A 13,040-nucleotide genomic window follows, 5' to 3' on the forward strand; every position below is an offset into this window, starting at 1 on the left:
CGACCCCGCAGCCGCGCTCCGCGCTCCCACTGTGCGCTCAGACGAGTGCGGCGGGCGGCGTCTCCGCATACGCGCCCGTCCCGCAGCCGCCTGCTCAGCCCAGGGAGGCGATGAGGTCGTTGCACGCCTGCTCGCAGCGGCGGCAGGCCTCGGCGCAGATACGGCAGTGGTCGTGCTGGTCGGCGTGGCTCGCGCACTCGTCGCCGCAGGCCTTGCAGACGGTCGCGCACGTCTGGAGGACGGCCCGGGTGATGTTGGCGTCGTAGCCGGTGTGGCGGGAAAGTACCGCGGCGGTGGCGTTGCAGATATCGGCGCAGTCGGCGTCGGTGCGGATGCACTTGGTCAGTTCGGCGACCATCTTCTCCGACATGCAGGCGTCCGCGCACGCCGTGCACGCCTGGGCGCAGGCGACGCATTCTTCGATGCAGCGGGCGAGTTTCTCGCGGTCGACACCGCCCAGGTCGGCGGGGTAGGTGTCGAGCATGTCCTTGACCACAGTGGTCACTGGTTGCCTCCAGCATGGTGTTGTCGTCAGACGCGGTGGTGTCGCCCTTACGCGTAACACGCGTGTGGAGCGCTCAAACGCATCGCACGCGGTCAAGCGCGAGCAAGGCCGTTGTATGGCACGCGCTGGGCGACATACGTCTGGATGACGTGCCTGAGCCGAAGATCAAGGACCCGTATGACGCGATCGGCCACGAGGCCGTCGGCGTCGTGGAGGAAGTCGGCTCGGGGGTGCGCAACCTCCGCCCCGGTGATCGGGTCGTGGTGCCGTCGACGGTGGCGTGCGGGACGTGCGGCTACTGCCGGGCCGGCTACTACGCGCAGTGCGACAACGCCAACCCGCGGGGACCGCGGGCGGGCACGGTCTTCTTCGGCGGCCCATAGGCAGCCGATGGGCTGCGGGCTCCAGGCCGAGTACGCCCGTGTCCCCTTCGCTCACGTCGGCCTCGTCCCGTTGCCGGACACGGTCGACGACGCCCAGGCGATCCTGCTCTCCGACATCTGCACCACGGCGTGGTTCGGGGCCCGGCTGGCCGAGATCGGCGCCGGCGACACCGTGGCGATCGTGGGCGCCGGCCCGGTCGGACAGGCCGCCGTCGCCTGCGCCCGCCTCCAGGGCGCCGGGCGGATCATCGTCGTCGACGGTGTGCCGGACCGGCTGGAGCTCGCCCGACCACGAACGCGACAAGGCGGCCCCCGAACAGAACCCGGACGGGGACACATGGGTGCCGGGCGACGTACCGACGCTGGCGGCCCGCTGGGCACTGCGGATGGTGGCGAAGGCCGGCACGGTCGGCACGCGGCTCGGTCGAGCCCGGTCTCGGGGAGGCGGGCGGCACTCGACTCCTCCCGACGTTTCCATCCGATCTGCGCGGTTACTCATGGAATGTCCCGCTTCCGGAAGAACGCGGAGCGGATCTGCGCGTCGGCAGTGAGAAACGGAGCAGCGATGGCCAGCATGAAAGTGTCCGACTACATCCTCCACAGGCTGCGCGAGTGGGAGGTGGACCATGTCTTCGCCTACGCCGGCGACGGAATCAACGGGCTTCTGGCGGCGTGGGGGCGCGCCGACAACAAACCGAAGTTCGTGCAGGCGCGCCACGAGGAGATGGCGGCCTTCGAGGCGGTGGGGTACGCCAAGTTCTCCGGCAAAGTGGGTGTCTGCGCGGCCACGTCAGGGCCGGGGGCGATCCACCTGCTCAACGGCCTGTACGACGCGAAGCTGGACCATGTCCCCGTCGTGGCGCTGGTGGGCCAGACGAACCGCAGCGCGATGGGCGGCTCGTACCAGCAGGAAGTGGACCTGCAGAACCTGTACAAGGACGTCGCCTCGGACTTCTGCGAGACGGCGATGGTCCCGGAGCAGCTGCCCAACCTCATCGACCGGGCCATGCGGACCGCCTACGCCAAGCGCACCGTCACGGCGATCATCCTCCCCGCCGACGTGCAGGAGCTCGACTACAGCCCGCCGACGCACTCCTTCAAGATGGTGCCCTCAAGTATGGGCATGGGAAAGTACGCGCCGGTGCCCTCCGACGAGGACGTCCAGCGGGCCGCCGACGTGCTCAACGCCGGCGAGAAGGTCGCCGTCCTGATCGGGCAGGGTGCCCGCGGGGCGCGGGCGGAGGTCGAACGGCTGGCGGACGTCCTGGGCGCGGGTGTGGCCAAGGCATTGCTGGGCAAGGACGTGCTGCCCGACGACCTGCCGTACGTGACCGGCTCGATCGGGTTGCTGGGCACACGGCCCTCGTACGAGTTGATGCAGGAGTGCGACACGCTGCTGATGATCGGCTCCAGCTTCCCGTACGCGCAGTTCATGCCCGAGCTGGATCAGGCACGAGCTGTGCAGATCGACATCGACCCGCACATGATCGGTCTGCGCTACCCGTTCGAGGTGAACCTCGTCGGGGACTCCCGGGAGACGCTGCAACGGCTGCTGCCGAGGCTGCACCGAAAGGAGAGCCGGGCCTGGCGGGAGAGGGTCGAGAAGAACGTCTCGCGCTGGTGGGAGGTCATGCAGCGGCGGGCCGCCGTCGACGCCGACCCCATCAACCCCGAGTACGTCGTGCACGCCCTGGACGGCATGCTGCCCGACGACGCCATCATCACCGCCGACTCGGGCTCCGCCGCCAACTGGTACGCCCGCCATCTGCGGTTGCGCGGCCGGATGCGTGGTTCCCTGTCCGGCACCCTGGCGACCATGGGACCCGGTGTCCCGTACGCCATCGGCGCCAAGTTCGCCCACCCCGACCGACCGGCGATCGCCATCGTCGGCGACGGCGCCATGCAGATGAACGGCATGATGGAAATGGTCACCGCGGCGAAGTACTGGCGCCAGTGGTCCGACCCCCGCCTGATCGTCGCCGTACTGAACAACGGCGACCTCAATCAGGTCACCTGGGAGATGCGGGCGATGTCCGGCGCGCCCCAGTTCGAGGAGTCGCAGCACATCCCCGATCTGCCGTACGCCGAGATCGCCGAGCGCATCGGCCTGGCCGGTGTGCGCGTGGAGAAGCCCAAGCACGTCGAGGACGCGTGGAAGCAGGCCCTGGCGGCCGACCGGCCCTTCGTCATCGACTTCCGCACCGACCCGGCAGTCCCGCCGATCCCGCCGCACGCGTCCCTGGACCAGATCGAGTCCGCCGCCTCCGCCATCCTGCACGGCGACAGCGACCGCGGCTCCGTACTCAAGCAGGGCTTCAAGGCCAAGGTGCAGGAGTTCCTGCCGGGCACCAAGCACCGCGCCGACCGGCCCGGCGCCACGCACGACAGCACCTAAAGGAACAAGTGACGGAAAAAGAACAAGTGACGGAACCACGTCGATGCCGGGCCCCAGCGCCACGACCAGCGGTGGGCGTGGTTCACCGGTGGCGGATTCCTCGTAGGCGGATGCGCCCGGCGCGCCGGGCGCGTGCCAGCAGGGCCAGTGCCACGGTCGCCGCGCCGGCCACCCCGAGGGGCAGCAGCGCGCGCGGCCCCGGGGGCGAGGGCCGTTCGGCCTCGGCGTTCTGTCGCCGTAGCGCCGCGGCCAGCACTTCCGCCAGATGCAGGGGTGCGCGTCCGGTGCTGGCCTGTTCGACCTGCGTACGGCAGCTGAAGCCGTCCGCCAGGATCAGCGTCGAGTCGTCCGCCTCCCGCACGGCGGGCAGCAGCCCCGCTTCCGCGCAGGCCATGGACACCTCGTAATGGCCCTTCTCGAAGCCGAAGTTCCCTGCGAGACCGCAGCAGCCCGCGTCGAGCACATCGGCGTCGACCCCGGCACGCTCCATTACCTTCCGCTCGGCCTCGAAGCCCATGACGGCGTACTGGTGGCAGTGGCGCTGGACCACGGCCCGCGCGTCGACGGCCGGGGGCCGCCAGTCGTCGGCGCGCTCGACGAGCAGCTCGGCCAGCGTGCGGGTCTGCCGGCGCAGCCGCTCCACATCCGGGTCCTTGGGCAGCAGTTCGGCCGCGTCGGCGCGGAAGACGGCGGTGCAACTGGGTTCGAGGCCGACCACGGGCGTGCCGCGGCGCAGGTCCTCGCGCAGTACGTCGACGGTGTGGCCGAGGGCGCGTTTGGCGATGCCCAGCTGTCCGGTGGAAATCCACGTCAGCCCGCAGCACACCGCCGCGTCGGGCACCTCGACCCGGAAGCCCGCCGCCTCCATGACCTCCACGGCCGCCCGGCCGATCGCGGGGTGGAAGTGGTCGGTGAAGGTGTCGGGCCACACCACGACCTCGCCCCGCCGGCCGTCGCCGCGCGTCCCGCCCCGCTCGCGCCACCAGTCGGTGAAGCGCTGCTCGGCGAAGACGGGCACGTCACGTTCGGGCGCGACGCCGCCGAGTGCCTTGGCCACGCGGGCCACCCGGTCCACCGCGGCCAGCGCGTTGACGGTGCGCGGCGCGAGGGCGGCCAGCCGGGCCACCGCGGGAAGCCAGCCCATCGAGTAGTGCGCCAGTGGGCGCAGCCTTGTAGTGGTGGTGCAGGAACTCGGCCTTGTAGGTGGCCATATCGACGTTGACCGGGCAGTCCGTCTTGCAGCCCTTGCAGGCCAGGCAGAGGTCGAGCGCGTCATGCACCTCGTCCGAGCGCCAGCCGTCCTTGACCGGCGAGTCGTCGCCGTCGCGGACCATCTCGAACAGCAGCCGTGCCCGGCCCCGGGTGGAGTGCTCCTCCTCGCGGGTGGCCCGATAACTGGGACACATCACTCCACCCTGCGAGGAGCGGCACTTGCCCACGCCGACGCACCGGGCGGCGGCCCGGCTGAACCTCCCGTCGTCGTGGGGGAAGGCGAAAGCGGTGTCCGGCTCCCAGGGCAGGTAGTCGGCTCCCAGGCGCAGGTTCTCGTCGAGGCGGTACGGCAGCACGATCTTGCCGGGGTTCATCCGGTTGTCCGGGTCGAACAGCCCCTTCAGCCGCTCGAAGCCCTCGATCAGTTCGGGCCCGAACATCTTCACCAGCAGCTCGCCCCGCGACTGGCCGTCTCCGTGCCCGCCGGACAGCGATCCGCCGTACGAGACGACCAGGTCGGCGGCCCTCTCCACGAAGGCCCGCATCCGGGCGACGCCCTCCTCGGACTCCAGGTCGAAGGGGATACGGGTGTGGACGCAGCCGTGGCCGAAGTGCCCGTACACCGGAACCGCCGAGTCCTCCCAACCCTCCCAGGTGTCGGGCTTTCCGGGGACGTGCGCGGTCGCGCCCAGGCCGGACTCGCGGACCAGCCACAGTTCGTCCACGTGCTGTTCGTCGTCGTACCAGGTGTGGTCGACGTCGTCCGGTTTGGCGTCGATGAGAGCCCTGGCCCCGGCGTCGCATTCCTCGCGCGTGTGGCCGGTGAGCTGCACCATCAGATACGCCTGCCCCCCGGGCAGGATGTCCAGCGCCTCGGGGTTGAGGTGCTTCTCCTGCTGGAAGTGGATCAGCTGGTGGTCCACGCCTTCCAGCGCCGCCGGCTCGTGTCGAAGGACGGCCGGCACGTGGTCGGCGGCCTCACAGATGTCCTTGTAGCCGAGAACGACCAGCGCGGTGTGCTTGGGCACGGGTACGAGGTCCAGTTCCGCGCGCAATACGGTGACCAAGGTGGATTCCGAGCCGGTCAGGAGTCCGGCGACGTCGAAGCCGTGCTCGGGCAGCAGTGGCCGGCCTCGGTCCGAACTGCAAGCCGTACTCGGCCAGCTGCCGGTTCAGATCGTCCAGGACGATGCCCGGCTCGACGACGCACCGCCTGTTCCCGGTGTCCACCGACAGCAGCCTGTTGCAGTACTTGCTCCAGTCCACAACGACCGCGCTGTTGCAGCACTCGCCGGCCAGGCTGGTGCCGCCACCGCGGGACAGCAGCGGCGCCCCGCGTTCCCGGCACACCGCCACGGCCTCCTGGGCCGCCTCCACGGTGCGCGGGACGACCACTCCGATGGGCGCCTGCCGGTAGTTGGAGCCGTCCGTCGAATACGCCGCCCGAGTGCCCGTGTCGAAGTGGCAGCACGGGCGGGGGCGCGGCAAGGACTCCTGACAGGGTGTAACCCTGGGCACGAACACGCAAACCGGGCGCTCGGGCATTCGGTCCACACTCGGTGCGCGGCATCGCCGGCACCCCGGCGAACAGGAAGAAACCGAACCCGCGCTTGAGCGAGGCCGGCGGGGCGGTGCCGTCGTCGTTGCCGGCCGGGATCTCGGTGGCGTGCCCGTGGCTGAAGCCGCTCTCGAGGTCGAGGTGCTGTGGCGTGAGGGCGTCGCGGGGCGCTCCGGCCCGGGATGGCCGAGGGCAGGCTCAGCCGCCGGAGGTCTGTTCCCGGCGCGGTACCTGGGGTGACTTCGCGGCTTCGGCCTCCGCCTTGGCGTCGCTCACCGCGGCGGCGGCCTGCTTCTCGGCCTGGACAACAGCGGTGGCTGCGTCGAGCGCGACCGTGTTCTCGTCCGGTGGGCCGTCGACGTCGGAGGTGACGGCTCCCCCGGGGCCTCCAGGCCGCGCGACTTCGGGAGCGGCAGCCGGCGAATGGTCACCGAACGCGCTGGTGACGGTGCGAACTGCCTCGGTCAGCTCTCCCGGGATCACCCAGAACGTGTTGTTCTGGCTCTTCGCCAGGTGCGGGAGTGTCTCTAGGTACTTGTAGGCCAGGATCTTCGGGTCGGCATTGTTGCGGTGGACGGCCTGGAAGACGCGCTCCACTGCTTTCGCCTCGCCGTCCGCCCGCAGGATCATGGCCTGTTGCGTGCCCTGCGCTTCAAGGATGTCCTTCTGTTTCGTGCCTTCCGCGGTGAGGATCTTGGCTTGCCGTTCCCCTTCGGCGTGCAGGATGGCCGCGCGCTTGTCACGCTCGGCCCGCATCTGCTTCTCCATGGCCTCTTTGATGGTGTGGGGTGGATCGATGGCCTTGATTTCGACGCGGTTGACCCGGATGCCCCACTTTCCGGTGGCGTCGTCGAGGACGGCGCGGAGCTGCGCGTTGATCTCCTCGCGTGAGGTGAGCGTCCCCTCCAGGTCCATGCTGCCGATGACGTTCCGCAGCGTGGTCACCGTGAGCTGATCGATCGCCTGCAGGTAATCAGCGACCTCATAGGCTGCTGCTCGCGGGTCAGTGACTTGGTAGTAAAGAACGGTGTCGATGTTCACCACGAGGTTGTCCTCTGTGATCACCGGCTTGGGGTCGGACGAATACACCTGCTCGCGCACATCGAGTTTGGTGTTGATGCGGTCCGCCACCGGCAGGACGAAGTTCAGACCGGGTTGCAGCGTGCGGCGGTAGCGGCCGAACCGTTCGACGTTGTAGCGGCGCGCCTGCGGGACGATCCGCACGGTGGAGGCCACGAGGAAGACGACAACTATCGCCGCCACGAGCATCAGGACGACAACCGTGTCCACGTTTCCTCCATTGCTCTGTGTTCAGCTGTTCATGGAAGGAGTTCGCGGGGGTAGACGATGGCTGTAGCGCCTTCGATCTCCATCACGTCGACCAGCGTTCCCACCGGAATTACATGGCTTTCGTCGAGGGCGCGGGCGGACCATTCCTCGCCGGACAGTTTGATCAGGCCGCGGGTCGCGGTGACCTCCTGCAAGACCTCGGCCCGCTTGCCGATGAGCGCATCGCTGCCCTCGCGTGTGAGGGGTGACTGTGTTACATGCCGCAGTGCGATGGGACGGATGATCGCGAGCCCGGCTGCCGCTGTCGCCCCAAAGGCCACGAGCTGGCCGGCCGTGCCGATACCCACACCGGCGACCACGGCCGTAACCATCGCGGCGGCCGCCAGCAATCCGAGAACCAGTGTCAGGGCGAAGAACTCCGCGGCACCCAGTGCCAAGGCGGCGAGCAACCAGAGGTACCACGGCATCGGACCGCCCTCCTGCAGAGGCCCTGTCTACTTAAGTTACCTCCCGCGACCACGGGCGGAACAGACATCGCGCCGGTGGCCCTCTCCCGCGCGCCGTTGCCGGTGCTGCTGGTCCGACATGCGGAGGCGGCCTGCTTGGGGCAGCGTGGGAACTGGAATACAGCCGAAGCTCCGACAGGAGCCACCGCGTGCGGTGGTCGGAGGGGCTGTATGACGGCCCGGCGCACCGGGGCCGGTGACGGCATACCAGCTCGGGCCGGGGTAGCCCGGCTCACGGCGTCAGGTGCCCCAAAGACGAGCGGTACTCGGCTGGGATAGGGGTACGCGACGGGTGCCGGACAACCGATCGCTTCGATTGACCAGGAGGAGCTTTGAGCGACTTCCAGGGCACGAGCCGCCCGGACCAGAGCAGGCCGGCGGCGGTGGCAAAGACAGCACAGGACAAGGCGACGGAAGGCGCCGGGCTGGTGGGCGAGGAGGCCGCCGAGGTGGCCGGGACCGCGAAGGAACAAGCGGCAGGAGTGGCTCACGAGGCCACTGCTCAGGCGCGTGACGTGGTGGGACAGCTGCGGGATCAGCTCCAGGACCAGGCCCAGTCCCAGACGCAGCGCCTGGCGGAGAACGTGCGCCGGTTGGCCGATGAGCTGCGCGACATGAGCGCGAGCGGCAAGCCCGATTCGAGCGCCGCCGGAGTGGTGCGCCAGATAGCCGACGGCGGTCATCAGGTGGCTTCCCGCCTGGAGCGGCGCGGCCCGGATGGCCTCGTCAGCGATCTGCAGGATTTCGCGCGGCGCCGACCGGGTGTGTTCCTGGCGGGTGCGGCGCTGGCGGGCTTCGCCGTGGCGCGGGCCGGTAAGGGGATCAGTGCCGCCGGCTCGTCCGCCGCACCGGGTTCGGGCGCTGAGAGCGGGCAGCACCAGGTCCCCTCAAGCCCGGGCGGCACCCCCCGGCCTCCGGTGACGGGTGCCGGCACGCCCCGGACGGGGTACCGGAGTCCGCTGGAAACCCCCGGTCAGATCCAGCCGCCGCCCGTCGCACCGGGATACGGACAGCCACCCACGCCTACGGGGCCCGCTACGGCCACGCCTCCGCCACCGCCTTCGCCGCCCTACCCGGGCCGGCCGGGGCCGAGCCAGGGGAGCTGAGCGGTGGCCACACAGTTCCCGGAATCCATCGGCACGGACGCCCAGCACCCGACGGCCCCGCGCTCCGCCAAGCCGGACGAGCCGTCGATCGGTGACCTGCTCAGCGAGATCAGCACCGATCTGTCGCAGCTCGTCCGCGACGAGATAGAGCTGGCCAAAGCGGAGATCAAGCAGGAGTCGACCAAGGCCGGCAAGGCCTTCGGCATGCTGGGCGGGGCAGGTTACGCCGGTCACCTCGTCCTGCTCCTGGGCAGCCTGACCGTGATCTTCGCCCTCGCCAATGTCATGGACATCGCCTGGGCGGCACTGATCGTCACCGCCGTGTGGGCGGTGGTCGCGGCGGTGCTGTACAGCACCGGCCGCAAGCGCCTGCGCACCGTGAACCTCAAGCCCGAACAGACCGTGGAAACCCTGAAGGAGGACGCCCAATGGGCACGACACCCGACGAGCTGAGGACCGACGTGGAGTACCGGCGTGCCCATCTGGCCCGCAACGTCGACCTCCTGGCGGACAAGGTGACCCCCCGCAGGGTGGCCCAGCGCAAGGTCGGCGCGGCCCGGGGACGGCTGAGCGGCATCAAGGAGCGTGTGATGGGCACGACCAGCGACACCGTCGGGAACGTCGCGGACACCGCGCACGGTCTCGCGGACTCCGCCGGCCAGGCGGCAGGAAGCCTCGCCGATACGGCCAAGGACACGACCGGACAGATCGGTGACGCCGTCCAGCAGGCGCCCTCGCAGGTCAAACAGCAGACGCAGGGCAGCCCGCTCGCGGCCGGTCTCATCGCCTTCGGCGCCGGCATGCTGACGGCCGCGATGCTGCCGACCAGCAAGGCGGAGGAGCAAGCGGGTCAGCAACTGCGCGAGCACGCCGATGACCTGCTCGAACCGGTGAAGCAACAAGCCGTGCAGGCAGCGCAGGACGTCAAGGAAGAGCTGCGCCAACCCGCCGCCGATGCGGTGCAAGCGGTCAAGTCCACGGCACAGGAAGCAGCCCAGACCACGAAGGAGCAGGCCCGGAGCGCCGGACAGGACACCGCGCAGGGGCTGCGCGAGGTGGGCGGGGACACCGTCCATGAGGTGCGCGAGCAGACGGGCCGCCCCGGGCAACCGAACACCTGACGGGCGGCTGCCCCTGATGCGGGACCGCTCCCGCCGCACCGTGGAACTCCTCCTCGCCTTGGTCCCCGGCTCCGCCGATTGCGGCGGAGCCGGGGACCGCTTCCGTGCGCTCCCTCCTGTGAGGGATCGCGGCGCGCCGAACGAATCGGCAGGCTTACAAGGGAGTTCGCGGCACCTCGGCCCATGAGCGCACGAGCGCACGGGCGGAGTGAACCCGAGTTGGCCCGGTCGTTCATGCCGAGCGCCGCGAGATCCGATCTCTGGTCCGATGCGAACTGCACCGGCTGTACGGCTGTGACCTCCTCCGGCCCTACGGGCAAAGGCAACTTCTTCCCTGCCTACCGGGACTTCTTCAGTTCGGTGCAATTCGACGGGCCGGGCGGCCCGAGCTGCGGCACACCACCCGGCGAACTGGCCGGTGGTTGATGGGTAAGCCAGGTCCTTGGCATGCCGTGGACAGGGGTACGCACACCCGCTGCCCTCTTCTGGCTGCGCGACAGCCGCGCCGTCGTCGAGGTGCACGCGACACCCGGTGACCGGCCGGTCCTGCGGATACGCAGGGTTCACGGCCGGGTCGTGGAACACCCGGCGTCCTCGGTCGGCCGCCCGCACATGGTCACCACACCGTTTCGCGGACATGAACGCGCGGGAGCGCACACGCGCACAGGCCGCTGTGTGACGTCTGTTCACGGCTGGTGAACACCCATAGGCTGAGCGGCCTTCGCGTTGGGGAGGTCTCGTGAACGGTCTCCGTGCGGCCATCGTCTGCCTTGTGATCACGTGTGCCACGTTGGCGTCGCCGGCCGCGGCCGTGACGCCGGGCTGGTCGGCGCTGCCGGTGCCGGCGGCGGCCCCGCCGGTGACCGTGTCGGATCTCGCCGCCCGCGGGCCGGGCGAGGCATGGGCGACAGGGTTCGAGCACGCCGCCGATGGAGTGCGGCCGATGCTGTACCGGTGGGACGGCAAGGCGTGGAGCCGGGACACCACCTTCCCCGGCGCCGGTGAGCCGGGCTCGCTCGGCAAGGCGCAGGTCGTCGGCGAGGAGGTGTGGATCCTCCGCAGCCGCGAGGGAGTGAGGGACATCCTGCGCCGGTCGGCGGGGGAGTGGAGTACCGTCCCGTTGCCGCAGACCCTGCGGATCTACCAGGACTTCACCGCCGTACCGGGCGCCGCGTGGCTGGTCGGTGAGGACGACACCGGGGTGAAGGTGTTGCACTACGACGGTTCCGGCTGGACCACGCAGTCCATCCCGGACGGTGTGCTGTACGTGATGGGGATCAACGCGCGTACTGCCAACGACGCCTGGGCCTGGGGCAGTTCCAGCGACGGGACCACCGTCCTGCGCTGGGACGGCACGGCGTGGCGGGACGCGAAGGTGGCGCTGCCGCCGAACAGCAACGTGCACACGATCCTGTCCGAACCGTCCGGCAGGGCCACGATCGGCGGCAGCCAGTACACCGACAGCGGGAGTCGCACCTACCTGATGACCTGGAACGGGCACGCCTGGCGCACCACCTACCCGCCGCTGGGCGACACCTACACCGAGGCCATGGTGCGCGGCCCGGACGGCGCGCTGTGGCTGCCGATGCGCAGCGACCGCGCGTTCCAGTCGAAGTACGCACGGGTGGACGGTTCCCGCACCACCTTCTCCTACGGCCCGGAGCGCACGAACGCGATCGACGTCACACCGCGTGCACTGACGAAGGCCGGCTTCTCACTGCTGTCCTTCGGGACCGTCGAGATCTACGGCTCGAAACCCAACCTGCTGAGCGAACGGCTGGCACTGAGACCGGGGCTGTGACTGTGACCGGGAGGCTGAACATGGCGCGTCGACTTCTCATCGCGGCCCTCGCTGTCGCCATGACCCTCGTGACCGTCATGAGCACGGCCGCGGCTCAAACCCCGTCCTGGCAGCATGTACCGGTCCCGGCAGAGGTACGTCCACAGGCCGGGCTGAACGAGGCCGTGGCGCTCGGTCCGGACCGGGCGTGGGCGGTGGGCGCCGACGCCGTCGGCCGCCAGGCGCCGGGCTTCCCGCTGATGCTGCGCTGGGACGGAACCGCGTGGCAGCGCCAGAGCCTGCCCGGGGTCCGCTGGCAGGGAGAGCTGCTGTCCATCGCCGCGACCTCACCGACCGCGGTCTGGGCGGTCGGCCGCGACTCGGCGGGCGGCGCCCACCTGCTCCGCTCCGACGGCACCGCCTGGTCAGAGAGCAGGCCGCCGCGCGGTGTCGTGCTGACCAAAGTCGTCGCCGGCGGCGGCGAGACCTGGCTGATCGGTTCGCGGGACGGCGCGCAGGTACTGCTGCGCTGGGACGGGCGCGGCTGGCGGGACGTGCCGGTGCCACCGGGATACGTGTACGGCCTGCACATCCTGGCGGCCGACGACGTCTGGGCCGCGGGCGCCGGCGAGTCGGGTGCGGCCGTGTCGCACTGGGACGGCGAGGCGTGGCAACAGACCATCGTGAGCGGGTTCCCGCGGGCGGCCGTGGGCAGTGTGCTCGCGGTCTCGCCGACGGAGGTGTGGGCGGGTGGCACGGCCGGGTTCATCGGCGGCCCGGCGGGCAAGCCGATTCCGCCCCTGCTGGCCCGCTGGGACGGGCAGTCGTGGAGCAGGGTGACCACGCCCGCCGACTTCGGCGGGATCACCTCACTGGCACCCGACGCGTCCGGCGCGCTGGCCTGGGTCGCGGTGGCCCGCTCGCAGAAGTGGGGCCCGCCGGGCAGCTATCCGCCGCTTGTCCCCGGGCCGGACTTCCTCGCCTGGAACGGAAAGTCGTTCACCGAGTACAGCGAACCGACGGTGGCCGGGGAGGGCGACTCCTCGGACCTGCGCCTCGCACCGGTGCCGGGCACGGCGACGGTATGGTCGGTGGGCCGCGCCGCCGGCCCCGAGGCCACCTTCGCCCCACGCGTCCTGCGGTTCGGCTGAGGTGACGAACCTTGCCCACATCGACCCGGACCG

10 protein-coding genes and 1 pseudogene are annotated in these 13,040 nt (G+C 70.3%); 7 read left to right on the forward strand and 4 right to left on the reverse strand.

Annotation, left to right across the window (positions count from 1 at the left end):
• Positions 1-94 precede the first annotated feature (94 nt).
• Entirely contained in the window at positions 95-505 is a 411-nt protein-coding gene (locus ACWDZ7_RS17425; RefSeq protein ID WP_451797815.1) for a four-helix bundle copper-binding protein, read from the reverse strand.
• 149 nt (positions 506-654) lie between these two features.
• On the opposite strand from ACWDZ7_RS17425, the gene ACWDZ7_RS17430 reads away from it, so the two are divergent.
• Both ACWDZ7_RS17430 and ACWDZ7_RS17435 read left to right on the forward strand, forming a co-directional pair.
• A complete protein-coding gene (locus ACWDZ7_RS17430) occupies positions 655-888 on the forward strand; it encodes an alcohol dehydrogenase catalytic domain-containing protein (protein WP_451797816.1) in 234 nt (77 codons plus the stop codon).
• A 574-nt stretch (positions 889-1,462) separates the two neighbouring features.
• Complete coding sequence (locus ACWDZ7_RS17435; protein ID WP_451798095.1) at positions 1,463-3,283, forward strand: thiamine pyrophosphate-requiring protein; 1,821 nt, start codon at positions 1,463-1,465, stop codon at positions 3,281-3,283.
• Between the two features lie 82 nt (positions 3,284-3,365).
• On the opposite strand, the pseudogene ACWDZ7_RS17440 reads toward ACWDZ7_RS17435, so the two are convergent.
• From ACWDZ7_RS17440 to ACWDZ7_RS17450, 3 genes and pseudogenes are all read right to left on the reverse strand, one after another.
• A pseudogene (locus ACWDZ7_RS17440) lies at positions 3,366-6,040 on the reverse strand (FAD-binding and (Fe-S)-binding domain-containing protein).
• A gap of 211 nt (positions 6,041-6,251) precedes the next feature.
• A complete protein-coding gene (locus tag ACWDZ7_RS17445; protein ID WP_451797817.1) occupies positions 6,252-7,343 on the reverse strand; it encodes an SPFH domain-containing protein in 1,092 nt (363 codons plus the stop codon).
• A gap of 29 nt (positions 7,344-7,372) precedes the next feature.
• Complete coding sequence (locus ACWDZ7_RS17450) at positions 7,373-7,810, reverse strand: NfeD family protein (protein ID WP_451797818.1); 438 nt, start codon at positions 7,808-7,810, stop codon at positions 7,373-7,375.
• A 371-nt stretch (positions 7,811-8,181) separates the two neighbouring features.
• Here ACWDZ7_RS17450 and ACWDZ7_RS17455 point away from each other — a divergent pair, with 371 nt between their 5' ends.
• The 5 genes from ACWDZ7_RS17455 to ACWDZ7_RS17475 all read left to right on the forward strand — a co-directional run bounded on the left by ACWDZ7_RS17455 (position 8,182) and on the right by ACWDZ7_RS17475 (position 13,007).
• Positions 8,182-8,955: a hypothetical protein gene (locus tag ACWDZ7_RS17455; protein ID WP_451797819.1), complete on the forward strand. Its 774-nt coding sequence runs from the start codon at positions 8,182-8,184 to the stop codon at positions 8,953-8,955.
• 3 nt (positions 8,956-8,958) lie between these two features.
• Positions 8,959-9,408, forward strand: coding sequence for a phage holin family protein (locus ACWDZ7_RS17460; RefSeq protein ID WP_451797820.1), 450 nt, complete (start codon positions 8,959-8,961; stop codon positions 9,406-9,408).
• Positions 9,384-10,076: a DUF3618 domain-containing protein gene (locus ACWDZ7_RS17465; RefSeq protein WP_451797821.1), complete on the forward strand. Its 693-nt coding sequence runs from the start codon at positions 9,384-9,386 to the stop codon at positions 10,074-10,076. The genes ACWDZ7_RS17460 and ACWDZ7_RS17465 overlap by 25 nt, the downstream gene beginning before the upstream one ends.
• 739 nt (positions 10,077-10,815) lie before the next feature.
• Positions 10,816-11,877, forward strand: coding sequence for a hypothetical protein (locus ACWDZ7_RS17470; RefSeq protein ID WP_451797823.1), 1,062 nt, complete (start codon positions 10,816-10,818; stop codon positions 11,875-11,877).
• Positions 11,878-11,897: 20 nt separating this feature from the next.
• Positions 11,898-13,007 carry a hypothetical protein gene (locus ACWDZ7_RS17475; protein ID WP_451797824.1) on the forward strand — a complete coding sequence of 370 codons (1,110 nt, stop codon included), beginning with the start codon at positions 11,898-11,900 and terminating at the stop codon, positions 13,005-13,007.
• The last annotated feature ends 33 nt before the right edge of the window (positions 13,008-13,040 follow it).

The sequence above is a fragment of the Streptomyces sp. NPDC003032 genome, from assembly GCF_053591415.1.

Bases quoted from the DNA above. Each gene is read 5' to 3' on its own strand.
- ACWDZ7_RS17435 (WP_451798095.1), top strand. From the start codon at position 1,463: ATGAAAGTGTCCGACTACATCCTCCACAGGCTGCGCGAGTGGGAGGTG.
- ACWDZ7_RS17475 (WP_451797824.1), top strand. From the start codon at position 11,898: ATGGCGCGTCGACTTCTCATCGCGGCCCTCGCTGTCGCCATGACCCTC.
- ACWDZ7_RS17450 (WP_451797818.1), bottom strand. From the start codon at position 7,810: ATGCCGTGGTACCTCTGGTTGCTCGCCGCCTTGGCACTGGGTGCCGCG.
- ACWDZ7_RS17465 (WP_451797821.1), top strand. From the start codon at position 9,384: ATGGGCACGACACCCGACGAGCTGAGGACCGACGTGGAGTACCGGCGT.